We start from the raw sequence: 22,767 nt of genomic DNA, 5'->3' as shown, positions 1-22,767 counted from the left end.
AATGCAGTCATTGAATTACCATGCCGCCGGTTGCATTTGGATCCGTGACGTTCCTCACCCGCCACCCCCTCGACAGAAGGGGCGAAGTCTGATCCAAGGGGGTGTGATGGGGGGGTCCGGCGGGGGTAAGTGTCCGGATTGGTCAACCGGCGTACGAATCGTTCCGGTGTCCGGATATCGGTCACCCCGGGAGCGTTATCCCGGCGTGATATGCGCTCAACTCTGCTGTGTCACGGACCCGCTGACCGTTCCTACTAATGTCGACGCGAGCAACACCTCTGCGCTGATAAGGAACCTGCCGACGATGAATCGCAAGACCTTGGTGCTGCCGGTCCTGGCCGGTCTGCTCGCCCCTGTGCTCGCCGCCTGCGGCAGCGACGACAGCGCAGGTGGGGACGGTAAGGCGATCGTCGTCGGCACCACGGACACCATCGAGGCGTCGAAGGCGGCCCCGGCCCCCTTCGATCCCGTCCAGACGTACGACGTCGGCGCCTGGAACGTACTCCGCGGCACCTTCCAGACCCTGATGCGGCTGCCCCGTACCGGCACCGAGCCGGTCCCCGAGGCGGCCCGCTCCTGCGGCTTCCGTGACACCCGGAACGAGCAGTACCGCTGCACCCTCCGCGACGGCCTGACGTTCTCCAACGGCGACCCGCTCACCGCCGCCGACGTGAAGTTCTCCGTCGACCGGATGCTGCGGATCGACAACGCCAACGGTCCGGTGTCGCTGATGGACAACATCGACACCGTCGAGACCTCCGGCAGGCACGAGGTGGTCTTCCACCTCAAGAAGCCCGACGCCACCTTCCCGCAGAAGCTCGCCACCCCCGCCGCCGCGATCGTCGACCACAAGGTCTACCCGCGCAACGCCCTCTACAAGGGCTTCGACCTGGTCGGCTCCGGCCCGTACCAGCTCAAGGCCGAGCACAGCGGCAACCGCGTCACCAAGGCCGTCTTCACCCGCAACCCCGAGTACAAGGGTGGCATCGAGCCGCAGAACGACAAGGTCGAGATGCGGTTCTTCGACGACGCGGACGCCATGGAGAAGGCGCTGCGCAAGGGCGACATCGACCTGATGAACCGCACCCTGTCGCCGCATCAGGTCGAGGGCCTGGAGAACGCCCGGGACTCCCACGTCGTGCTCCAGGAGATGCCCGGCCAGGAGATCCGGTACCTCGCCTTCAACACCGACGCGCCCGCCGTACGCAACAAGGCCGTACGCCAGGCCATGGCCCAGATGGTCGACCGCTCGGCGCTCGTCCGCGACGTGTACGCGCACACCGGCGACCCGCTGTACTCTCTGGTGCCGACCGGCCTCACCGGCCACGTCAACTCCTTCTTCAGCAAGTACGGCAATCCCGACCCGGCCGAGGCCAAGCGCATCCTGCGGAGCGCCGGCATCAACACGCCGGTGAAGATCACCCTCGCGTACACCGAGAACCACTACGGCTCGATCACCGAGGACGAGTTCAAGGAACTGCGGCAGCAGCTGAACAAGGACGGGGTCTTCGACGTGACGCTCAAGGGCGTGGACAGCTGGCAGACGTTCCGCGAGGACTCCGCCAAGGGCAAGTACCCGGTCTGGGGGATGGGCTGGTACGCCGACATCCCGGACGCCGACAACTACCTCGCGCCCTTCATCGGCAAGGGGAACTTCCTCGGCTCCCCGTACCGCAACCGCGAGATCGAGGACCAGCTGATCCCGGCCACCCGCCAGCAGGCCGACCGTAACGCCGCCGCCGGCAGCTTCAAGCGGGCACAGGACATCGTGGCCGACGACGTGCCCGTCCTGCCGCTGTGGCAGGGCAAGCAGTACGTCGCCGCGCGAGACGACATCACCGGCGTGGAGTGGGCGCTGAACTCCTCCTCCGCGCTGCAGATCTGGGAACTGGGCCGCGGCGTCGCCGACTGACGCCGGAGCAACGGCCGGCCGGCGCCCGCCCGGGCACCGGCCGGTCCGCCCGCAGAGCGAACCCCTCGCTCTCATCGGCCGACGGCCTCGTCGGCAGGCAACCGCGACACCAACTGTGAGGAAAGCGCACGTGAGGAAACGTGACCAGCTGCTCGCCGCCCCCTTGTGTGCGGGGCTGGCCGCAGCCCTGCTGGCCGGCTGTGGGGCGGGCGACGACGAGGGTGCCGGGGTCGGCGAACCTGTGGTCATGGGCATGACCGACAAGATCCAGTCGATCGACCCGGCGGCCGGCTACGACCCCGTGTCCTGGCTGCTGTTCAACAACGTCTTCCAGTCCCTGATCAGCTTCCCCAAGGGCAGCACCACCCCCCAGCCGGAAGCCGCCAAGAGCTGCACCTTCACCGACAACAGCAGCAAGGTCTACCGCTGCACCCTCAAGGACGGGCTGAAGTTCAGCAACGGGGACGCCCTCACGTCCAAGGACGTGAAGTACTCCTTCGACCGCACCCTGCGGATCAACGACGAGAAGGGCCCGGCCGTCATGTTCGCCGGCCTGGACGAGATCCGGACGCCGGACGACAAGACCGTCGTCTTCCACCTCAAGACGCCCGACGCGACCTTCCCCATGAAGATCGCCTCCGGCGCCGGCTCCATCGTCGACCACAACGAATACCCGGCCGACAAGCTCCGCACCGACGGCCAGGCCGTCGGCTCCGGCGTCTACCAGCTCGACAGCTACGGCAGCAAGCAGGCCACCTTCTCGGTCAACCCCTCCTACAAGGGGCCCGCCAAGGTCAAGAACTCCGGCGTGACCATGAAGTTCTTCGACTCCCAGACGACGCTGAAGCACGCCGTGCAGGGCGGCAAGATCGACGTCGCCTACCGCGGCCTCGCCACCAAGGACATCGCCGACCTCGACCAGGCCGTCGACAGCGGCCGCACCCAGGTCGTCGAGGGCGACAGCGCCGAGGTCATGCACCTGGTCCTCAACACCAAGGACCCGGTCGCCGGCAAGCTCGGCGTCCGCAAGGCCATGGCGTACACCATCGACCGCGCCTCCCTGGTCCGCGACGTCTACCAGCGCACCGTCGAGCCGCTCTTCTCCATCGTCCCGGCCGGCATCACCGGCCACAGCACGGCCTTCTTCGACACCTACGGGTCCCGTCCGCAGCGCGACAAGGCCGAGGCGGCGCTCCGCTCCGCCGGCATCCAGGGCAAGGCCGAGCTCACCCTCTGGTCCACCCCGACCCGCTACGGCCCCGACACCGACGCGGCGCTCCAGGAGATCGCGCAGCAGCTCAACGCCAGCGGCCTCTTCGACGCCAAGGTCAAGAGCGTGCCGTTCGAGGAGTACGAGAAGGGCGTCGCCGCCGGCAAGTACCCCGTGTACGTCAAGGGCTGGGTCCCCGACTACCCGGACCCCGACAACTTCACCCAGCCCTTCTTCGGCAAGGGCAACGTCCTGAACAACGGCTACGACTCGGCACGGATCACCCGAGGCCTGCTGCCCGGGACCGCCGCCGAGCCCGACCGTGGCGCCACCAAGAAGGACTACCGCGAGGTGCAGCAGATCGTCGCCGACGAGCTGCCGGTCATCCCGCTGTGGCAGGGCAAGCAGTACGCCGTGGCCCGGGACACCGTCTCCGGCCTGGAGTGGACCCTGGACTCCTCGACGGTCTTCCGCTTCTGGGAGATCAGCAAGAGCTCGGAGGAGTGAGCGGACCGCACGCACCCGCATAGCGGAAGGCCCGGCGCGGACGAACCGCGCCGGGCCTTCCTGCCGCGTACCGCCGCCGCAGGCCGTCGGTCACTGCGCGCCGGGACGCACCAGCCCGCTCTCGTACGCGTACACCGCCGCCTGCACCCGGTCCCGCAGGCCCAGCTTCGTCAGCACATGGCCCACATGCGTCTTCACCGTCGTCTCGCTCACGAACAGGTCCGCCGCGATCTCCGCGTTCGACAAGCCGCGCGCCACCAGCTTCAGCACCTCCACCTCGCGCTCGGTGAGCGTGCCGAGCGTGTCCGGCACCGGCTCCTCGCCCGACGGCAGGTGATTGGCGTACTTGTCCAGCAGCCGGCGCGTGATGCTCGGCGCGAGCATCGCCTCCCCGGCGGCCACCACCCGGATCGCCTGCACCAGCTCGTTCGCCGGGGCGTCCTTCAGCAGGAAGCCGCTCGCGCCCGCCCGCAGCGCCTCCACGACGTACTCGTCCAGGTCGAACGTGGTCAGCACCAGGACCTTCGCCGGACCGTCCTTCGCCGGACCGGTGATCCGGCGGGTCGCCTCCACCCCGTCCATCCGCGGCATACGGATGTCCATCAGCACCACGTCGGGCTGGAGCGCCCGCACCTGGTCCAGCGCCTGCGTGCCGTCACCGGCCTCGCCGACGACCGCGATGTCCTGCTCCGCCTCCAGGATCATCCGGAAGCCGGTACGCAGCAGCGGCTGGTCGTCGACCAGCAGGACGCGGATAGTCACGAACTCTCCTTCGATTGGCCTGCTGCCCCATTCTGCCCTGCCGCGCCCGGTCCGGACGGCGGTGCCGGGATCACCGGCAGCGCCCGCTCCGCGGCCTCCGCACCCGGCGCCAGCGGATACGGCGGGGGAGTGCCGCCGAACTCCGGACACACCGCCTGGTGATCGCACCAGTTGCACAGCTTCGTCGGCCGCGGCCGCCAGTCACCCGTCTCCGTCGCCCGCTGGATCGCGTCCCACAGCGCCAGCAGCTTGCGCTCCACGCCCCGCAGGTCCGCCTCGGTCGGGTCGTACGTCAGCACGCCACCGCTTCCCCCCAGGTACACCAACTGCAGCCGCCGTGGCAGCACGCCCTTCAGCCGCCACAGCACCAGCGCGTAGAACTTCATCTGGAACAGCGGACCGTCGCTGTACTCCGGGCGCGGGGCCTTGCCCGTCTTGTAGTCCACCAGGCGCACCTCGCCCGTCGGCGCCACGTCCACCCGGTCGATGAAGCCGCGCAGCCGCAGCCCGGACTCCAGCACCGTCTCCACGTACAGCTCGCGGTCGGCCGGCTCCAGGCGCGTCGGGTCCTCCAGCGTGAACCACCGCTCCACCAGCGTCTCGGCTTCCGCCAGCCAGCGGGCCAGCCGCTCACCCTCCGGATCGTCGGCGAACAGCTCCGCCAGCTCCGGACGCTTCTCCAGCAGCTTCTTCCACTCGCCCGGCACCATGGACCGCGCGCTCGGAGCCGTACGCTCCGCAGCGGGCGCGTCGAAGAGCCGCTCCAGGACCGCGTGCACCACCGTCCCGCGGGTGGCCGCCTCGCTGGGCTTCTCCGGCAGCTTGTCGATCACACGGAAGCGGTACAGCAGCGGGCACTGCATGAAATCGCTCGCGCGGGAGGGCGACAGCGCCACCGGCCGCGCCGGGGCAGGCGCGGCCGGTACGGCCTTCTCGGTGCTCGTGTCCATGGCTCTAGACCCTACGGCCCGCCACCGACAGCACTCCGCATACCATCGACGGCGGACCCCTTCGCCCTGCATGATCGTGGTATCGCACCGGACAGGCCGGTCAGGGGGCGAAGGCCGTACATCGACGAGGGGACGCCGTGGACGAGAGCGGGAAGCCGCAGGGCCCGCAGGACGCCCAGGAGTCCGCCGCCGTACCGGAAACCGCCCGGGAAGCGGGGCCGGAGGCCGGGAAGGACGTACCCGCGGAGGACGTCCGCGAGACGGACGCACCCGAGAAGGACGTACGGGAGAACGCCGCGCCCCGGAAGGACGTACCAGAGAAGGACGTACCAGAGAAGGACGTACTCCGGAAGGACGCTTCCCAGGGAGCGGCGGACGAGGCGGCGGACGCGTCCGGCACGCCTTCTTCGCAGGCCGGCGGCGCGCAGGCCGCCCCGCGAGACCTCTCCAAGGGCGGCAGCCAGGCCGCCACGCCCGGGTCCGTCGACGGCGCCGCCAACGGACGCCGGGGCACCGGCGGCGGCATCCTCATGGGCAAGCCCTTCGGCGTGCCCGTGTACGTCGCCCCCAGCTGGTTCCTCGTCGCCGCCCTCATCACCTGGGTCTTCGGCGGCCAGCTGGAGCGCGTGCTGCCCGAGCTCGGCGGCGCCCGCTACCTCGTCTCCCTCTTCTTCGCCGTCGCCTTCTACGCCTCCGTACTGGTGCATGAGCTGGCGCACACCGTCGCCGCGCTCCGCTTCAAGCTCCCCGTGCGCCGTATCCAGCTCCAGTTCTTCGGCGGCGTCTCGGAGATCGAGAAGGAGTCCGAGACCCCCGCCCGCGAGTTCGTCCTCGCCTTCGTCGGCCCGCTGCTCTCCCTCGTGCTCGCCGGCGTCTTCTACGGCGCGATGTACCTCGTCGAGCCCGGCACGGTCCCCGGCGTCCTGCTCGCCGGGCTGATGATCTCCAACCTCATAGTGGCGGTCTTCAACCTGCTCCCCGGCCTCCCGCTCGACGGCGGCCGGATGCTCCGCGCCGTCGTCTGGGCCATCAGCGGCAAGCCCATGACCGGCACCGTCGCCGCCGCCTGGGTCGGCCGCGCGCTCGCCGTCGCCGTCCTCGTCGGACTGCCGCTGCTCACCCACACCGGGGCGCTGGGCAACGAACGTCCCGACATCGGCGGCGTCGACTCCCTCACCGACGCCCTGCTCGCCGCGATCCTCGCCGCCATCATCTGGACCGGCGCGGGCAACAGCCTGCGCATGGCCCGGCTCCGCGAGCGCCTGCCCGACCTGCGCGCCCGTACGCTCACCCGGCGCGCCGTCCCCGTGGAGCCGAGCCTGCCGCTCTCCGAGGCGCTGCGCCGGGCCAACGAAGCGGGCGCCCGCGCCCTGGTCGTCGTCGACGGGCACGGCGTGCCCACCGCCGTCGTCCGGGAGGCGTCGATCGTCGCCGTTCCCGAGCACCGCCGCCCCTGGGTCGCGGTCAGCGGCCTCGCGCAGGAGCTGAAGGAGGGCATGCGGGTCCCGGCCGAGCTGGCCGGCGAGGAACTGCTGGACCACCTCCGCGCCACCCCCGCCACCGAGTACCTCGTCGTGGAGTACACCGGCGAGATCTACGGCGTCCTCTCCACCGCCGACGTCGAGAAGGCCTTCGTGGCGGCGATGGCCCGGCCGTCCTGAGGAGCGGTGACGGACGGGGCGCGGGGGAGCGGAGTGTGATTTCCGCCCGCCCACCCGGGGTAACCCCCCCCGCTGGGGGGACGGGGGTGTTCGACCCGCCCAGTAGGCGCCGCGCCCGGTCGGCGCGCGGCCCTGGTACGGAGCGCTCCCCACGCCCGGTAGGCTGGTCACATGTCCGAACCGACCGGTGCCGCCCGCCGTCGCGGGCCCTTCAAGGTCGGGGACCAGGTCCAGCTCACCGATCCCAAGGGTCGCCACTACACGTTCACGCTCGAAGCGGGCAAGAGCTTCCACACCCACAAGGGAGCCTTCCCCCACGACGAGCTGATCGGCGCTCCCGAGGGCAGTGTTGTCCGTACCACCGGGAACGTCGCCTACCTCGCGCTGCGCCCCCTGCTCCCCGACTACGTCCTGTCCATGCCCCGCGGTGCCGCCGTGGTCTACCCCAAGGACGCGGGGCAGATCCTGGCGATGGCCGACATCTTCCCCGGCGCCCGCGTCGTCGAGGCGGGAGTGGGATCCGGGTCGCTCAGCAGCTTCCTGCTGCGCGCCATCGGCGACCAGGGCATGCTGCACAGCTACGAGCGGCGCGCCGACTTCGCCGAGATCGCCACCCAGAACGTCGAGCGGTACTTCGGCGGCCCGCACCCCGCCTGGACGCTCACCGTCGGTGACCTCCAGGACAACCTCTCCGACACGGACGTCGACCGGGTCATCCTGGACATGCTCGCCCCGTGGGAGTGCCTGGACGCCGTCTCCAAGGCGCTCGTCCCCGGCGGCATCCTGTGCGCGTACGTCGCCACCACGACGCAGCTGGCCCGCACCGTCGAGGCCATCCGCGACCACGGCACCTTCAACGAGCCGTCGGCCTGGGAGACCATGGTCCGCACCTGGCACGTCGAGGGCCTGGCCGTCCGCCCCGACCACCGCATGATCGGCCACACCGGCTTCCTGCTCACCGCCCGCCGCCTCGCGGACGGCGTGGAGCCGCCGCTGCGCCGCCGCCGGCCCGCCAAGGGCGCGTACGGCGAGGACTACACCGGCCCCGGTGGCCAGTCCGCGCCCGCCGAGGAGCAGCAGGTGCACAAGACCCCGGCCCAGAAGCTCCGCGAGAAGAAGGAACGCGAGCAGCGGGAGCAGCAGGCAGGCCAGGACGCCGCCGGGAGCTGACACGCTCGCAGCCGTACCGAACCGCACGGCGCCGCCGGTGAGTTCCCCCACGGGAACCCGGCGGCGTCGCCGTTTTTCCGGACATGTGGGAACCACCGGTGCGGCCCCCGCGTTCCCAGGGCAAGGGCCGAGTTCTTCAAGTTTTCCTCTTGGTCCGGACTTGTTGGTTCCGTGGCGGGGCGTCGTGTGGAACGATGCCGGGCAACCCCCACCGCCACAGCTCTTCCCAGGAGTTATTCCGCGTGCAGTCCTTGGCAGGCCCGGACCTTCCGCACACCAGCACGACCGTCATGCAGTGGCTCGCCACCGCGACCGCCGTCGCGGGCGTGGTCGCCCTGGCCTCCTTGGTGCAGCCCGCCGCCGCGGTCCCGACCGCCTCCGCCGCGACCTCCTCGGGCGACCGTCCAGCGCCCGCGGCCACCGCCCCCGACGCCCGCGCGGCGCACTACCCCCTCGACTGCGGACCCAACCCCGTCCAGGTGACCGACAAGGTATCGGGTGATCTCGACGGCGACGGCGGCCCGGAGACCGTCGCCGTCGTGCGCTGCAAGGCCGAGATGGGCACCCCGCCCAGCGGTGTGTACGTCCTCGCCGCGCCGTCCGTCGAAGGGGCGGCGCCGCGCGTCGTGGCGACCCTCGTCGCTCCCGAGGACAAGCTCAGCGTGCAGGACCTCGCGCTGCGCGGCCGTGCCGTGACCGCCACGCTCCTGGGGTACTCCAGCACCGACGTACCGCGCTGCTGCCCCGACATTCACAAGGGCACCAAGTGGCGGTGGCAGAACGGGAAGTTCGTCCGGAGCGAACTTTCCGCCGCCGGAAGCGAACTCCCCGCTTCACAAGGTGTCTGACGCGCCGCCCGTAGCGGTCGGCGAGCTTCCGGTCACTCGGCGTCCGGGCCGTACACCTCGGTCTTGTCCGACACGCGGCGCACATGGATGCAGTCACCGGGACACTCCTTCGCGGAGTCCCGTACGTCGTTGAGCAGCGGAAGCGGGACCGGCGTCGTGGCGCCCTTCTCCTGCAGCAGCTCGTCGTCGGCGCTCTTCACGTACGCCAGCCCGTCGATGTCGAGCTCGAAGACCTCCGGCGCGTACTGCGCACAGATGCCGTCGCCGGTGCACAGGTCCTGGTCGATCCAGACCTCGAGCTCGGTGGCTTCTTCCTGGGCGCTCATCTCGCCTGCCGTTCCTGCGTACGTTTAACCGATGTTGACTAAGTAGTGCCAGCACTGACGGGTGTTGACCGTGTCGACGATACAACCGGTCGCTTTCGGATGTTGTCGGGTGGGTATCACCCCAGGGTGAGGACGTGCGCAAGGGTGAAGATCGGACACACCCCGACAGTCTTTTCGATCTAGGGGTTTCAACCTGCACCGGCCCAGGTAGGGTCAGGAAGCGTCCAGCTCCCCTTGGAGGAGGTGAGGACCGTGGCAGCCCACGACGACGACATCAACCGCGGCATCCGGCCGGGGCGGGGGTCTGACGACCCTGCCGGCCAGGTTGCCTATCTCGAGCAGGAGATCGCCGTCCTGCGACGCAAGCTCGCCGACTCTCCGCGTCACACGAGGATTCTCGAAGAGCGGATCGTCGAGCTGCAGACAAACCTGGCTGGCGTATCGGCTCAGAACGAGCGACTCGCCAACACTCTCCGTGAGGCCCGCGACCAGATCGTCGCGCTCAAGGAGGAGGTCGACCGGCTCGCTCAGCCGCCGGCCGGCTTCGGTGTCTTCCTGCAGGCGAACGAGGACGGCACGTGTGACATTTTCACCGGAGGCCGAAAGCTCCGGGTCAATGTCAGCCCGAGCGTCGAGCTCGAAGAGCTCAGGCGTGGCCAGGAGGTCATGCTCAACGAAGCGCTCAATGTGGTCGAAGCCATGGCGTTCGAGAGCGCCGGCGACATCGTCACCCTCAAGGAAATCCTGGAGGACGGCGAGCGCGCCCTGGTGATCGGGCACACCGACGAGGAACGGGTGGTGCGGCTCGCCGAGCCGCTGCTGGACACCACCATCCGCCCCGGCGATGCCCTGCTCCTCGAGCCCCGCTCCGGCTACGTCTACGAAGTCATTCCCAAGAGCGAGGTCGAAGAGCTGGTCCTCGAAGAGGTACCGGACATCGACTACACCAAGATCGGCGGTCTGGGCGGCCAGATCGAGCTGATCCGGGACGCCGTCGAGCTCCCGTATCTCTACCCCGATCTGTTCAAGGAGCACGAACTGCGTCCGCCCAAGGGCGTCTTGCTCTACGGCCCGCCCGGCTGCGGCAAGACGCTCATCGCCAAGGCGGTCGCCAACTCCCTCGCCAAGAAGGTCGCCGAGGTGACCGGCAAGCCCGCGGGGAAGAGCTTCTTCCTCAACATCAAGGGCCCCGAGCTCCTCAACAAGTACGTCGGCGAGACCGAGCGGCACATCCGCCTGGTCTTCCAGCGGGCCAGGGAGAAGGCCAGCGAGGGCACGCCCGTCATCGTCTTCTTCGACGAGATGGACTCCCTCTTCCGCACTCGTGGCTCGGGCGTCAGCTCGGACGTGGAGAACACCATCGTCCCGCAGCTGCTCTCCGAGATCGACGGTGTGGAGGGCCTGGAAAATGTGATCGTCATCGGTGCCTCGAACCGCGAGGACATGATCGACCCGGCGATCCTGCGCCCCGGCCGTCTCGACGTGAAGATCAAGATCGAGCGTCCGGACGCCGAGGCCGCCAAGGACATCTTCTCGAAGTACCTCACGGACCGGCTCCCGCTCCACTCCGACGACCTCGCCGAGCACGGCGGATCGCCGAAGGCCGCGGTCAGCGCCATGATCCAGTCGGTCGTCGAGCAGATGTACGCGGAGTCCGAGGAGAACCGCTTCCTGGAGGTCACCTACGCCAACGGTGACAAGGAAGTCCTGTACTTCAAGGACTTCAACTCCGGCGCCATGATCGAGAACATCGTCGGACGCGCCAAGAAGATGGCCATCAAGGCCTTCCTCGAACAGAACCAGAAGGGTCTCCGGGTCGCCCACCTGCTCCAGGCGTGCGTGGACGAATTCAAGGAGAACGAGGACCTCCCCAACACCACCAACCCCGACGACTGGGCCCGCATCTCCGGAAAGAAGGGCGAGCGGATCGTCTACATCCGCACCCTCGTCACCGGCAAACAGGGCGCGGACACCGGCCGCTCCATCGACACGGTGGCGAACACCGGCCAGTACCTGTAACACCGCTCACCGGCTGCGGATGTCCCAGGCGGGGCGTCCGCAGCCGGACGCATTTCCAGGGGTGGGACGCCCCCTGGAGGGGACCCGGCGGAACAGGGAAAACCGGACTGGAGCAATGACTGTAATGATCTCCCCAGCGCCGCATCGGCGTTCTAGGCTCTTCGGTACCGCCGCACCACGCAGTGCGGAAGCGGGGACCGCATACGGACCGGAAGCGCAGCGGTACTTGAAGGCCGACCCCAGCCGGGGGCGCCGCCGGGCAAGGAGGGCCGCATGACCGTACGGCGAGTAATGGGCATCGAGACGGAGTACGGCATCTCCGTCCCCGGCCACCCCAACGCCAATGCCATGCTCACCTCGTCCCAAGTCGTCAACGCCTACGCGGCGGCGATGCACCGGGCGCGCCGCGCCCGCTGGGACTTCGAGGAGGAGAACCCGCTGCGGGACGCCCGCGGCTTCGACCTCGCGCGTGAGAATGCGGACGCCAGCCAGCTCACCGACGAGGACATCGGCCTGGCCAACGTCATCCTCACCAACGGCGCGCGGCTCTACGTCGACCACGCCCACCCCGAGTACAGCGCCCCCGAGGTCACCAACCCGCGCGACGCCGTCCTGTGGGACAAGGCCGGCGAGCGCATCATGGCCGAGGCCGCCGAGAAGGCCGCCCAGGTCCCCGGCGCCCAGCCGATCCACCTCTACAAGAACAACACCGACAACAAGGGCGCCTCCTACGGCACGCACGAGAACTACCTGATGAAGCGGGAGACCCCCTTCTCGGACATCGTGCGCCACCTCACCCCCTTCTTCGTCTCCCGCCAGGTCGTCTGCGGCGCGGGGCGCGTCGGCATCGGCCAGGACGGGCACGAGCACGGCTTCCAGCTCAGTCAGCGCGCCGACTACTTCGAGGTGGAGGTGGGCCTGGAGACGACGCTCAAGCGGCCCATCATCAACACCCGCGACGAGCCGCACGCCGACGCCGAGAAGTACCGCCGGCTGCATGTGATCATCGGCGACGCGAACCTGTCCGAGATCTCCACGTACCTCAAGCTGGGCACGACGGCCCTGGTCCTCTCCATGATCGAGGACGGCTTCATCAACGTCGACCTCGCCGTCGACCAGCCCGTACGCACCCTCCACCAGGTCTCGCACGACCCGTCCCTGCACCACCTGATCACCCTCCGCAGCGGCCGGACGCTCACCGCCGTACAGCTCCAGATGGAGTACTACGAGCTGGCGCGGAAGTACGTCGAGGAGCGCTTCGGCGCCGACGCGGACGCGCAGACCAAGGACGTGCTCACCCGCTGGGAGGACGTGCTCGGCCGGCTGGAGAACGACCCGATGAGCCTGTCCGGCACGCTGGACTGGGTCGCCAAGCGGGAGCTCATGGAGGGCTACCGGCGCCGCGACAACCTTGACTGGGACGCGGCCCGGCTGCACCTGGTCGACCTCCAGTACGCCGACGTACGGCCCGACAAGGGCCTCTACAACCGGCTGGCGGCACGCGGCAAGATGCAGCGGCTGGTGACCGAGGCGGACGTCGAGAAGGCGGAGATCAAACCGCCGGAGGACACCCGGGCCTACTTCCGGGGCCGCTGCCTGGAGCAGTACGCGGACGACGTCGCCGCGGCCTCCTGGGACTCGGTGATCTTCGATCTGCCGGGCCGTGACTCGCTCCAGCGCGTCCCGACGCTGGAACCGCTCCGCGGCACCCGGAACCACGTCAAGGAGCTCCTGGACCGCTGCCGGACGGCGGAGGACCTGGTGCGGGTACTCAGCGGCAGCTGAGGCGGTAAAGACGCGTACGGACCACTCACGGCCTGATGAGAGGCCCGATCGTGACCGATCCGGTCCCCGCCGGGCGGCTGAAATGTCCGCCCGGCGGGAATCATCGAAGTGAGTCCCGGACGTTGAGGGAAAGTACAGGGCCGATGTCGGACCCAGCTTGTAGGGTCTGATCTTGACAGTCACATCGAGCGGGGCGAACCGAGCGGGGTGAGGGATATGGCGACCAAGGACACCGGCGGCGGACAGCAGAAGGCGTCGCGCACCACCGAAGAGGTCGAGGAGCAGACCCAGGACGCGGAAGCGTCCGAGGACCTCAAGGAGCGCCAGGAGAAGCTGTCGGACGACGTGGACTCCGTCCTGGACGAGATCGACGATGTCCTCGAGGAGAACGCCGAGGATTTCGTTCGGTCCTTCGTTCAGAAGGGTGGGGAGTGATTTCACCTTCGAAATGAAGGTGGGGTGCGGGGGAGGGGTTAGTGCCTGAAGGGTGCAAAGTGAAGCGCTGCTCGCGGTGTTGTGCGGACAAGCCGCGGGCGGCCTTCGCTCGTAACAAGTCCGCGCGGGACGGCTTGCAGGCGTATCGCCGGGAGTGCTGGTCCGCGTACCACCAAGAACGGCAGTTGGCCAAGGGTAGGAACATCCGTCCCAGGGTCGACGCGCCGGACGGGCACAAGTACTGCCGTCGCTGCGAGACGATCAAGCCGCACAGTGAATGGGACCGAAACCGGCGAGCCTCCGATGGCTTGTCGACGCGTTGCAAGGCCTGCCGGGCCATCGAGGGCCGTGCGAGCCATCTCAAGCGCCAGTACGGCATGACCGAAGTCGAGCGGGATGCCCTCCGCGCCGAGACGAAGGGCCTCTGTCCCATCTGTCTCGCGGCCCCGGCCGTGCATGTGGATCACGATCACGAGACGGGTAAAGTCCGTGGCGTGCTGTGCTTCAGCTGTAACGCAGCGCTTGGGCAATTCAAAGATCGGCCGGACGTCCTGAGGCGTGCGGCCGAGTATCTGGAAGGAAAAGTGTGGAAGCCAATACTCGAAGCACCGGGCGTCTACCGTCTGCCTTCCTGACGCCTGGGTCCTCCTCGTTCATGGACTTTCTCAGTGAGCACTCGCCGGAGCTGCTGCCGGGGAACCGGCCGCTGCCGCCCGTGCAGGGGGCGGTCGAGGCGCCGCACGGCACGACGATCGTCGCGGCGACGTTCCCCGGGGGCGTCGTGCTCGCCGGTGACCGCCGGGCGACGATGGGCAACGTCATCGCGCAGCGGGACATCGAGAAGGTCTTCCCGGCGGACGAGTACAGCGCGGTCGGCATCGCCGGTACCGCGGGCCTGGCCGTCGAGATGGTCAAGCTCTTCCAGCTGGAGCTGGAGCATTACGAGAAGGTCGAGGGCGCGCAGCTGTCCCTGGAGGGCAAGGCGAACCGCCTCTCGACGATGATTCGCAGCAATCTGGGCATGGCCATGCAGGGCCTTGCCGTGGTGCCGCTGTTCGCGGGGTACGACATCGACCGCGAGAAGGGCCGTATTTTCTCGTACGACGTGACCGGCGGGCGTTCCGAGGAGCAGGGGTACGCCGCGACGGGCTCCGGCTCGGTCTTCGCGCGCAGTGCGCTGAAGAAGCTGTTCCGGGAGGACTTCTCGGAGGGTGACGCGGCGACCGCGGTCGTGCAGGCGCTGTACGACGCCGCGGACGACGACTCGGCCACCGGCGGTCCGGACCTGGGCCGGCGGATCTATCCGATCGTCACGGTGATCGATGACGAGGGCTTCAAGAAGCTCACCGAGGACGAGGTCTCCGGTATCGCCCGCAGCATCCACGAGCGGCGTATGGAGCAGCCCGACGGCCCGCGGGCCGCGCTGCTCTGACGTGGCGACAGCGGATAACGGATCCGGAGGGGCTTTCACCGTGAGAGAGCCATTGACAGAAAGGGACGGATAGCCGGTGTCGACGCCGTTCTATGTCTCACCCCAGCAGGCCATGGCCGACCGCGCCGAGTACGCCCGCAAGGGCATCGCGCGTGGCCGCAGTGTTGTCGTCCTGCAGTATGCCGACGGCGTCGTTTTCGTCGCCGAGAATCCTTCCCGTGCACTGCACAAGGTCAGCGAGATCTATGACCGGATCGCCTTCGCGGCGGTCGGTAAATACAACGAGTTCGAGAACCTCAGGATCGGTGGTGTGCGCTACGCCGATCTGCGGGGGTACACTTACGACCGTGAGGACGTGACGGCGCGCGGGCTGGCGAACACCTACGCCCAGACGCTCGGTGCGATCTTCTCCAGCGCGGGGGAGAAGCCGTACGAGGTGGAGTTGCTGGTCGCCGAGGTGGGGGCGACCCCGGAGGACGACCAGATCTACCGGCTGCCGCATGACGGCTCGATCGTGGATGAGCACGGTTCGGTCGCGGTGGGTGGTAATGCCGATCAGATCAGCAGTTACCTCGATCAGCACCACCGGGACGGTATGACGCTGGGCGAGGCGCTGAAGCTCGCCGTGGAGTCGCTGTCGCGGGACAACAACGGCGGTGAGCGGACGCTGACCGCCGAGCAGCTGGAGGTCGCGGTCCTGGACCGCAAGCGGCCGCAGCAGCGGAAGTTCAAGCGGGTGCTGGGCCGTCAGCTGGCGCGGCTGCTGGAGTCGGACGGTGCGGCCGCGTCGTCGGCCGCGGACGCCGGCAGCGAGGCGGGCAGTGACACGGAGGAGAGCTCCGAGTCCGAGGAGTGAGGGCCGGCTCCGGTACGTTCCGTGCCGGTACGTTCCGCGCCGCCCCGGTGGGTCCCAGCCCGCCGGGGCGGCGCGGCGTTTCCGGGGCGGTGTCTCTGAGGGGTTTCAGGACCGCGGCTCGTCGGACGGGGGCGGTGCGGTCGAGCCGCGCGTGATGAGCTCGACGGGGAGGGGCGTGGGCGCGGCGGCCGGCCGGCCGTCCAGGATGTCGATCAGGGTGCGCATGCCGGCGGCGCCGAACTCCTCGGCGGGGAGCCGTACGGTCGTCAGCTCGGGTTCGACGGCGGTGGCCAGTGCGAGGTCGTCGAAGCCGGTGACGGAGACGTCCTCGGGGACGCGGAGTCCGAGGCGGCGGGCGGCTTTGCAGGCGCCGGCGGCGAGGAGGTCGTCGTCGCAGACCAGGGCGGTCGGGCGGGGACCGGGGGCGGTCAGTGCGGCGTGCGCTGCGTGCAGTCCGGCGTCGACGCTGAGCGGTGCGGTCCGTACCTCCAGGGACGCGCCGGGGGCGGCGGCCACGGCGCCGGCGAGGGCTTCGGCCCGGAGGTGGAAGGTCCAGGAGTCGACGGCGGCGGCGAGGTGGGTGAGCCGGCGGTGGCCGAGGCCGAGCAGGTGGTGGGCGGCCTGGCGGATGCCGTCGGCGATGTCGAGGTTGACGGTGGCGGCGGCGGGGGTGTCGTCGGGGTCGTTGTCCAGCATGACCAGGGGGAGGCCCTCGCCGTAGAGGGCGGTCAGCGCGTCGGTGGCCATGGAGGAGGCGATGACGCCGTCGAGGGTGGCGCGGGCGGAATCGAAGGGGTCGCGGGCGGGGCCGATGCCTTCGGGGGAGGGGTAGAGCACGAGGCCGAAGCCGCTGTCGGCGGCGATGCGGGCGGCGCCGGTGTAGACGCGGGCGAAGAATTCGGTGGTGAGGACGGGGACGACGAGCAGGGCTGTGCGGGTGCGGCCGAGGCGGAGGCTGCGGGCCGCGAGGTTGGGGCGGTAGCCGAGTTCGCGTGCCGCGGTGCGGACGGCGTCGGCCTTGGCCAGGGAGACCCGGCCGCGCCATTTGTCGCCGAGGACGAGGGAGACGGCGGCCTGTGAGACGCCGGCGGCCCGTGCCACGTCCTTGCTGGTGACGCGGGGTGTGTCGGCCGTCGTGTGTGCTCCGCCGCCGCGCTTCCGGCCGTCCTGCGCCCCGGCGTCCCGTGCCGCCGCCCCCTCTTCGGTCACTGGTGTGGCTGCCCTTCGTGCGGCGGTGCTGTTGTGGTGCCCGCGGTGGATCCGCGGTGCTGTTGTGACGTCCGCGGTGGGTCCGCGGTGCTGTTGTGGTGTCCCGCGGTGGTTCCGCGGTGTTGTCGTGGTGCGCGCGGTGGACCCGCGGTCAGCGGCCATGGTACGTATGACGGCACACGTTATACGTAAAACTTGTCGGTGACTCCCGGCCTTGGTGGCCGGCGGAGAGGGGCGGGTATGGCCGCGGGTTACGCGGAGCTGCTCAGGACGCGCCATGCGGCGCGGCTGCTGGTCGGCACCCTGGTCGGACGGCTGCCGAACGCCACCGCGGCGCTGGCGGTGGTGCTCTTCACCCGTGCCGAGGGCGGCAGCTACGCCCTGGCGGGGGTGCTCTCGGCCGTGTACGGCCTCTGCAACGCCGTAGGACAGCCGCTGCTGGGCCGCGCGGTGGACCTGTGGGGACAACCCAGGGTCATGCTGCCCTCGGCCGTCCTGTCGGCGCTGGGCATGGTCCTGCTGGCCGCCGTCGGCATCGAGCCGCTGTGGGTGGCGTACGCGGCGATGGCGGTCGCGGGATTCTTCACGCCGCCGCTGGAGGGCGGGCTGCGGGCGCTGTGGCCCGGGGTGCTGAGGCGTCCGGAGCGGGTGCACGCGGCGTACGCGCTGGACGCGGTGGCGCAGGAGGTGATGTTCGCGGTCGGCCCGCTGCTGGTGACGCTGAGCGTCGCGGCGTGGTCCGAGCGGGTCGCACTGCTCGTCATCAACGTGCTCGGGGTGCTGGGCGCGCTGTCGGTGGTGGTCTCCCCGCCGTCCCGGAAGTGGCGCAGCGCGCCGCGCGAGGCGCACTGGCTGGGGGCGCTGCGCTCGCGCGGGATGCTGGTCCTGATCGGGTCGTTCTTCTTCGTGGGGCTCGCGCTCGGGTCGATCGCGGTGGCGGCGGTGGCGTACGCCGACACGCACGGCGGCGGGATGGTTTCCAGCTATCTGCTCTCCGCGCTGGGTGCGGGCGCGCTGGTCGGCGGTGTGGTGTACGGGGCGCGGGAGTGGCCGGGGGCGCCGGAGCTGCGGCTGCGGGTGCTGATCGGGCTGCTGGCGCTGGGGTATCTGCCGTTGCCGCTGGTCCCGGGGGTGGCGGGGATGACGGCGCTGACGGGGCTCGCGGGGGTGTTCCTGGCGCCGGCGCTGGCGTGCGCGTTCATCGTGGTGGACCGGCACGCGCCGCAGGGAACGGTGACGGAGGCGTTCTCGTGGCTGGTCACGACGTTCGGAGTGGGGGCCGCGGTGGGTACATCGGTCGTGGGCCCCGCGGTGGAGCTGGGCGGCGCGGCGGCGGGTTTCGCGGTCGCGGGCGGCGGTGGTGTCGCCGCGCTGGCAGTGATGGTGGCCGCGCGGCGTTTTCTGCTGCCGTCCGGGATTCGGACGGTTGGTGGTGTCCAGGCGGAAAATGATCGGAACGGTGCTGTCGAACCCGGTTTCAGAGCTGGCCATCAGGCGTAATGTTCAGTCATGGACCGCCGCATTTTCGGGCTGGAGAACGAGTACGGCGTCACGTGTACGTTCAGGGGACAGCGCCGCCTGTCTCCTGACGAAGTGGCGCGGTACCTCTTCCGCCGTGTCGTGTCATGGGGCCGCAGCAGCAATGTCTTCCTGCGGAACGGTGCCCGCCTGTACTTGGACGTGGGATCGCACCCGGAATACGCAACTCCCGAGTGCGACAACGTGACCGAGCTGGTCACGCACGACAAGGCCGGCGAGCGCATTCTCGAAGGCCTGCTCGTCGACGCCGAACGCCGCCTGCACGAGGAGGGAATCGCCGGAGACGTCTATCTCTTCAAGAACAACACCGATTCGGCGGGAAACTCCTACGGGTGCCACGAGAACTACCTCGTGGCGCGGCACGGGGAGTTCTCCAGGCTCGCGGACATCCTCATTCCGTTCCTGGTGACCCGTCAGCTGCTGTGCGGCGCCGGAAAGGTGCTGCAGACACCGCGCGGAGCCGTGTACTGCGTCAGCCAGCGCGCCGAACACATCTGGGAAGGGGTGTCGTCGGCGACGACCCGCTCCCGGCCGATCATCAACACCCGTGACGAGCCGCACGCGGACGCCGAGCGGTACCGCCGCCTGCACGTCATCGTGGGTGACTCCAACATGTCCGAGACGACCATGCTGCTGAAGGTCGGCGCCACCGACCTCGTGCTGCGCATGATCGAGGCGGGCACGGTGATGCGGGACCTGACCCTGGAGAACCCCATCCGGGCGATCCGCGAGGTCAGCCATGACATCACCGGTCAGCGAAAGGTGCGGCTGGCGAGCGGCCGGGAGGCCTCGGCGCTGGAAGTCCAGCAGGAGTACTACGAGAAGGCGGTGGACTTCTGCGACCGCCGCGGCATCCGCACGGGCACCGTCGAGCGGGTCCTGGAACTGTGGGGCCGCACCCTGGAGGCGATCCGGGACGAGCAGCTGGACCGGGTCGCGACGGAGATCGACTGGGTGATGAAGTACCAGCTGATCGACCGTTACCGCAGCAAGAACAACATCACGATGTCGCATCCGAGGGTGGCGCAGATAGACCTCGCGTACCACGACATCCACCGCCGTCGCGGGCTGTACTACCTCCTGGAGAAGAAGGGCCAGGCGGCGCGGGTGTGCAACGATCTGAAGATCTTCGAGGGCAAGTCGGTGCCGCCGCAGACGACGCGGGCCAGGCTGCGGGGCGATTTCATCCGCCGGGCCCAGGAGCAGCGCCGGGACTTCACGGTCGACTGGGTGCATCTCAAGCTCAATGACCAGGCGCAGCGCACGGTGCTGTGCAAGGACCCGTTCCGGTCGGTGGACGACCGGGTGGAGAAGCTGATCGCGGGAATGTGACCGGTTCCGCGGCACGGCGGTGTGTCAACGGCCTTTGCGCCGGTGCACACCGCCGTGTTGTCTCTGGAAAAGCGGAGGTGTTCGGCTCGTGGCGGGGCGGGGTTCAGGTCGTAGAGTGGCGGGCATTGCCCACCCACCCCTCTAGCCCGAGTTGGACTGATGAAGCTCACGAAGAACACCCGCCGTGCCGCGGCCGCGGCGATCGCCGTGCCCGTCCTGCTGTTCACCGCCGCGTGCGGGTCCGATGACGACTCCGCCGCTTCGGGTGTCGTGAAGGTGGACGGCAAGGCCGGCGAGCAGCCCAGGATCAGCGTGCCCAAGGACGCCAAGCCGTCGGACAAGACGGTCGTGAAGACCCTCCACGAGGGCAAGGGCGCAACCGTGCAGAAGGGCGACTTCGTCCGGCTGGACTTCATCGGGCAGACGATGAAGGGCCAGTCGCTGGGCAGCACCTGGGCCAAGCAGCCGGGGGCCAAGGAGCGGGCGCAGGTCATCGGTGAGGTCGGCCAGGCCTCCCAGATGCTGCCGTCCCAGGTGATGGAAGAGGTGGCGGGCAAGAAGGTCGGTACCCGCTTCGAGATCGAGGGCACCGCCAAGGCGATCATCGGTGACCAGCTGAATCCGCAGGCGGGCGTGAAGGCGGGCGACGGCCTGGTCTGGGTCGTCGACGTCGTCAACGCGAAGAAGGTCGACAAGAAGGACGCGGCCAAGGGGGAGCAGGCGGCGCCGGAGGCCGGCATGCCCGAGGTGAAGGACAACGGCCGGAAGGCCGCCACGATCACCGTCCCCAAGGGCGAGAAGGCCCCGAAGGAGACCAAGGACCAGGTCCTCATCAAGGGCGACGGCCCGAAGGTGAAGGCAGGCCAGGGCCTGATCGCGCAGTACACCGGCGTGAAGTGGGAGGACGGCAAGAAGTTCGACTCCTCCTGGGACCACGGTGGCGCCACCGCCTTCCAGATCGGCACCGGCCAGGTCGTGAAGGGCTGGGACAAGGCGCTGGTCGGCAAGAACGTCGGGGACCGCGTCGAGATCGTCGTCCCGCCGAAGGACGGCTACGGCGCCAGCCCGCAGTCCGAGCTGGCGAAGAACACGCTGGTCTTCTCGGTGGACATCATCGGCACGGTCTGAGGCCGGCCGCGGGCCGCGGTGATCATGCGGCCGCCGTCTGCGAGACTGTTCCGCGTTGTAGAACGATTCGTTCGTAGGAGCACATACGTGAGCATCGACAAGCCCGAGATCGACTTCCCGGAGGGCCCCGCGCCCACCGATCTGGAGATCGTGGACCTGTGGGAGGGTGACGGGCCGGTCGCCAAGGCGGGGGACACCGTCTCCGTCCACTACGTCGGCGTCTCCTTCAGCAGCGGTGAAGAGTTCGACGCGAGCTGGAACCGCGGCAAGCCGCTGCAGTTCCAGCTGGGCGCCGGCCAGGTCATCGCGGGCTGGGACCAGGGCGTGCAGGGCATGAAGGTCGGCGGCCGCCGCCGGCTGACCATCCCCGCGCACCTGGCGTACGGCGACCGCGGCGCCGGCGGCGGCCGCATCGCGCCGGGCGAGACGCTGATCTTCGTCTGCGACCTGGTGTCGGTCTGAGAACCGGCGTCGGCGGCCGGGCCGTAGCGGTCCGGAGCTGATCCTCACCCACGCGGACACCGTGTCCGGACGCCGTCACGTCCTTTTGCGGCGCCGGCACGGCGCGTGGCGCGAGCCTTCAGGGCCCATGCCCCCCAGGGGGTATGGGCCCTCGGCTTTTGAAGCGGCTCGCGGTAGCGGTACGGTCATCGGTCGGGAGCTAGAGAAAGGGCGTCGATGGCCATTGCCAAGGCCGAGCGGCTGATGAATCTGGCGCTGTGCCTGCTGGGTACGCGGCGTCCGCTCACCAAGCGGGAGTTGCGGGGCTCCATCGAGGCGTACGTCGAGGCGTTCGGCCCGGGGGACGGTCCGGCGGGCGCGAGCGACGACGCGTTCAACCGCATGTTCGAGCGGGACAAGGATGACCTGCGGGAGCTCGGCATGGTCATCGAGACCGTCGAGGGCCTGGAGGGGGACACCGGATACCTCGCCCGCCGCGACTCCAACCGCCTCCCGCCGATCACCCTGGACGCCGAGGAGGCCGCCGCGCTCGGCCTGGCCGCGAAGATCTGGCAGCAGGCCCGGCTCGCGGGCGCGGCCAGCGGCGCGCTCCAGAAGCTGCGCGCCGCCGGAATGCCGCTGGCGGCGGAGGACGAGGGCCCGTACGACCCCGCCCAGCCGCACAGCGCCCTGGAGCCGCGCATCCCCGCCCACGAGGCGGCGTTCGAGCCGCTGATGCTGGCCTGCCGGGACCGCCGCCCGGTCGTCTTCGACTACCGCAAGGGCAACGCGGCCCGGCCCGAGCAGCGCCAGGTGGAGCCCTGGATCCTGGAGTGCTGGCGCGGCCACTGGTACCTCGCCGGCTGGGACCGCGACCGGCAGGCCGAGCGGGTCTTCCGGCTCTCCCGCATTACAGGCAAGGTCCGCTCCCGCGCGGGAAAGTTCACCGCCGAGGTGCCCGACCACGTGACCGTACGCGAAACGGTGGAGAGCTGGGCCGGCGAGACCGCCACCGGCACCGCCCGTATCAAGCTGCGCGCCGACCACGGCTACCCGCTGCGCGCCCGTGCGCTGTCCGTCCGCGAGGCGGGCGAGGGCTGGGACGAGCTGGAGATCCCGTACGGGCACGGGCTGGACGCCTGGCTCGTGGAGCTGGGCCCGGACGTCGTCGTACTGGAACCGGCCGAGCTGCGGGCCGACGTCGTGGACCGGCTGCGCGCCGTGGCCAAGGGCTGAGGGGGAGCG

At 69.6% G+C, this 22,767-nt stretch carries 20 protein-coding genes and 1 pseudogene; 16 read left to right on the top strand and 5 right to left on the bottom strand.

Annotated features, from left to right (window positions below; translation table 11 throughout):
- Positions 1-304: 304 nt before the first annotated feature.
- Together AAC944_RS08605 and AAC944_RS08600 are read left to right on the top strand one after the other, a co-directional pair.
- Complete coding sequence (locus AAC944_RS08605) at positions 305-1,912, top strand: ABC transporter substrate-binding protein (protein WP_030616484.1); 1,608 nt, start codon at positions 305-307, stop codon at positions 1,910-1,912.
- 130 nt (positions 1,913-2,042) lie between these two features.
- Entirely contained in the window at positions 2,043-3,629 is a 1,587-nt protein-coding gene (locus AAC944_RS08600) for an ABC transporter substrate-binding protein (protein ID WP_030616482.1), read from the top strand.
- Between the two features lie 90 nt (positions 3,630-3,719).
- On the opposite strand, the gene AAC944_RS08595 is transcribed toward AAC944_RS08600, so the two are convergent.
- From AAC944_RS08595 to AAC944_RS08585, 3 genes are all read right to left on the bottom strand, one after another.
- Positions 3,720-4,391, bottom strand: coding sequence for a response regulator (locus AAC944_RS08595; protein ID WP_030616478.1), 672 nt, complete (start codon positions 4,389-4,391; stop codon positions 3,720-3,722).
- Complete coding sequence (locus tag AAC944_RS08590; RefSeq protein WP_051871876.1) at positions 4,388-5,341, bottom strand: RecB family exonuclease; 954 nt, start codon at positions 5,339-5,341, stop codon at positions 4,388-4,390. The genes AAC944_RS08595 and AAC944_RS08590 overlap by 4 nt, the downstream gene beginning before the upstream one ends.
- A gap of 100 nt (positions 5,342-5,441) precedes the next feature.
- A complete protein-coding gene (locus AAC944_RS08585; RefSeq protein ID WP_368397254.1) occupies positions 5,442-5,867 on the bottom strand; it encodes a pentapeptide repeat-containing protein in 426 nt (141 codons plus the stop codon).
- Here AAC944_RS08585 and AAC944_RS08580 point away from each other — a divergent pair.
- The 3 genes and pseudogenes from AAC944_RS08580 to AAC944_RS08570 all read left to right on the top strand — a co-directional run.
- Positions 5,854-7,002, top strand: a pseudogene (locus AAC944_RS08580) (site-2 protease family protein); the annotation flags it as partial. The gene AAC944_RS08585 and the pseudogene AAC944_RS08580 sit on opposite strands and share 14 nt — an antisense overlap.
- Positions 7,003-7,173: 171 nt before the next feature.
- The gene (locus tag AAC944_RS08575; protein WP_368397026.1) at positions 7,174-8,172 is read left to right on the top strand and encodes a tRNA (adenine-N1)-methyltransferase; all 999 of its coding nucleotides are present in this window, start codon (positions 7,174-7,176) and stop codon (positions 8,170-8,172) included.
- 242 nt (positions 8,173-8,414) lie between these two features.
- A complete protein-coding gene (locus AAC944_RS08570) occupies positions 8,415-9,020 on the top strand; it encodes a hypothetical protein (RefSeq protein ID WP_030616466.1) in 606 nt (201 codons plus the stop codon).
- A 32-nt stretch (positions 9,021-9,052) separates the two neighbouring features.
- On the opposite strand, the gene AAC944_RS08565 is transcribed toward AAC944_RS08570, so the two are convergent.
- Positions 9,053-9,346, bottom strand: a complete 294-nt coding sequence (locus AAC944_RS08565) for a ferredoxin (protein ID WP_030616463.1) — start codon at positions 9,344-9,346, stop codon at positions 9,053-9,055.
- A 252-nt stretch (positions 9,347-9,598) separates the two neighbouring features.
- Here AAC944_RS08565 and arc point away from each other — a divergent pair, with 252 nt between their 5' ends.
- The 6 genes from arc (at position 9,599) to prcA (ending at position 15,873) form a co-directional block, all read left to right on the top strand.
- Complete coding sequence (arc, locus tag AAC944_RS08560; protein ID WP_030616460.1) at positions 9,599-11,365, top strand: proteasome ATPase; 1,767 nt, start codon at positions 9,599-9,601, stop codon at positions 11,363-11,365.
- A gap of 273 nt (positions 11,366-11,638) precedes the next feature.
- Positions 11,639-13,150: a depupylase/deamidase Dop gene (dop, locus tag AAC944_RS08555; protein WP_368397025.1), complete on the top strand. Its 1,512-nt coding sequence runs from the start codon at positions 11,639-11,641 to the stop codon at positions 13,148-13,150.
- Positions 13,151-13,366: 216 nt separating this feature from the next.
- The gene (locus AAC944_RS08550) at positions 13,367-13,585 is read left to right on the top strand and encodes a ubiquitin-like protein Pup (RefSeq protein ID WP_030616454.1); all 219 of its coding nucleotides are present in this window, start codon (positions 13,367-13,369) and stop codon (positions 13,583-13,585) included.
- A 185-nt stretch (positions 13,586-13,770) separates the two neighbouring features.
- On the top strand, positions 13,771-14,220 hold the full coding sequence (locus AAC944_RS08545; protein WP_368397023.1) for an endonuclease VII domain-containing protein: 450 nt from the start codon (positions 13,771-13,773) through the stop codon (positions 14,218-14,220).
- Positions 14,172-15,017: a proteasome subunit beta gene (gene prcB / locus AAC944_RS08540; protein ID WP_030616447.1), complete on the top strand. Its 846-nt coding sequence runs from the start codon at positions 14,172-14,174 to the stop codon at positions 15,015-15,017. The genes AAC944_RS08545 and prcB overlap by 49 nt, the downstream gene beginning before the upstream one ends.
- A gap of 76 nt (positions 15,018-15,093) precedes the next feature.
- Positions 15,094-15,873: a proteasome subunit alpha gene (gene prcA / locus AAC944_RS08535; protein WP_030616443.1), complete on the top strand. Its 780-nt coding sequence runs from the start codon at positions 15,094-15,096 to the stop codon at positions 15,871-15,873.
- A 105-nt stretch (positions 15,874-15,978) separates the two neighbouring features.
- Here the strand turns inward: prcA and AAC944_RS08530 are convergent, their stop codons facing one another.
- Positions 15,979-16,974 carry a LacI family DNA-binding transcriptional regulator gene (locus AAC944_RS08530; RefSeq protein WP_037772431.1) on the bottom strand — a complete coding sequence of 332 codons (996 nt, stop codon included), beginning with the start codon at positions 16,972-16,974 and terminating at the stop codon, positions 15,979-15,981.
- A gap of 348 nt (positions 16,975-17,322) precedes the next feature.
- On the opposite strand from AAC944_RS08530, the gene AAC944_RS08525 reads away from it, so the two are divergent.
- From AAC944_RS08525 to AAC944_RS08505, 5 genes are all read left to right on the top strand, one after another.
- Positions 17,323-18,582: an MFS transporter gene (locus AAC944_RS08525; protein ID WP_030616436.1), complete on the top strand. Its 1,260-nt coding sequence runs from the start codon at positions 17,323-17,325 to the stop codon at positions 18,580-18,582.
- Positions 18,583-18,591: 9 nt separating this feature from the next.
- A complete protein-coding gene (gene pafA / locus AAC944_RS08520) occupies positions 18,592-19,953 on the top strand; it encodes a Pup--protein ligase (RefSeq protein ID WP_030616433.1) in 1,362 nt (453 codons plus the stop codon).
- 159 nt (positions 19,954-20,112) lie between these two features.
- On the top strand, positions 20,113-21,081 hold the full coding sequence (locus AAC944_RS08515; RefSeq protein WP_030616430.1) for an FKBP-type peptidyl-prolyl cis-trans isomerase: 969 nt from the start codon (positions 20,113-20,115) through the stop codon (positions 21,079-21,081).
- Between the two features lie 87 nt (positions 21,082-21,168).
- On the top strand, positions 21,169-21,543 hold the full coding sequence (locus tag AAC944_RS08510) for an FKBP-type peptidyl-prolyl cis-trans isomerase (RefSeq protein ID WP_030616427.1): 375 nt from the start codon (positions 21,169-21,171) through the stop codon (positions 21,541-21,543).
- Positions 21,544-21,759: 216 nt separating this feature from the next.
- Positions 21,760-22,758, top strand: coding sequence for a helix-turn-helix transcriptional regulator (locus tag AAC944_RS08505; RefSeq protein ID WP_030616424.1), 999 nt, complete (start codon positions 21,760-21,762; stop codon positions 22,756-22,758).
- Positions 22,759-22,767 lie beyond the last annotated feature (9 nt).

Origin of the sequence: Streptomyces sclerotialus (genome assembly GCF_040907265.1) — a bacterium.
Classification (GTDB): Bacteria; Actinomycetota; Actinomycetes; order Streptomycetales; family Streptomycetaceae; genus Streptomyces; species Streptomyces sclerotialus.
The sequence above is the reverse complement of the archived record's forward strand: the minus strand, read 5'-3'. Positions and strand labels throughout refer to the sequence as shown.

Excerpts from the sequence above, each read along its gene's own strand:
- AAC944_RS08525 (WP_030616436.1), top strand. The coding sequence starts at position 17,323 with ATGGCCGCGGGTTACGCGGAGCTGCTCAGGACGCGCCATGCGGCGCGG.
- dop (WP_368397025.1), top strand. The coding sequence starts at position 11,639 with ATGACCGTACGGCGAGTAATGGGCATCGAGACGGAGTACGGCATCTCC.
- AAC944_RS08550 (WP_030616454.1), top strand. The coding sequence starts at position 13,367 with ATGGCGACCAAGGACACCGGCGGCGGACAGCAGAAGGCGTCGCGCACC.
- AAC944_RS08515 (WP_030616430.1), top strand. The coding sequence starts at position 20,113 with ATGAAGCTCACGAAGAACACCCGCCGTGCCGCGGCCGCGGCGATCGCC.
- AAC944_RS08565 (WP_030616463.1), bottom strand. The coding sequence starts at position 9,346 with ATGAGCGCCCAGGAAGAAGCCACCGAGCTCGAGGTCTGGATCGACCAG.
- AAC944_RS08590 (WP_051871876.1), bottom strand. The coding sequence starts at position 5,341 with ATGGACACGAGCACCGAGAAGGCCGTACCGGCCGCGCCTGCCCCGGCG.
- AAC944_RS08585 (WP_368397254.1), bottom strand. The coding sequence starts at position 5,867 with ATGCCGCCGCCGGTGCCCCGGCGTCCGTTGGCGGCGCCGTCGACGGAC.
- AAC944_RS08505 (WP_030616424.1), top strand. The coding sequence starts at position 21,760 with ATGGCCATTGCCAAGGCCGAGCGGCTGATGAATCTGGCGCTGTGCCTG.
- AAC944_RS08575 (WP_368397026.1), top strand. The coding sequence starts at position 7,174 with ATGTCCGAACCGACCGGTGCCGCCCGCCGTCGCGGGCCCTTCAAGGTC.
- pafA (WP_030616433.1), top strand. The coding sequence starts at position 18,592 with ATGGACCGCCGCATTTTCGGGCTGGAGAACGAGTACGGCGTCACGTGT.
- AAC944_RS08605 (WP_030616484.1), top strand. The coding sequence starts at position 305 with ATGAATCGCAAGACCTTGGTGCTGCCGGTCCTGGCCGGTCTGCTCGCC.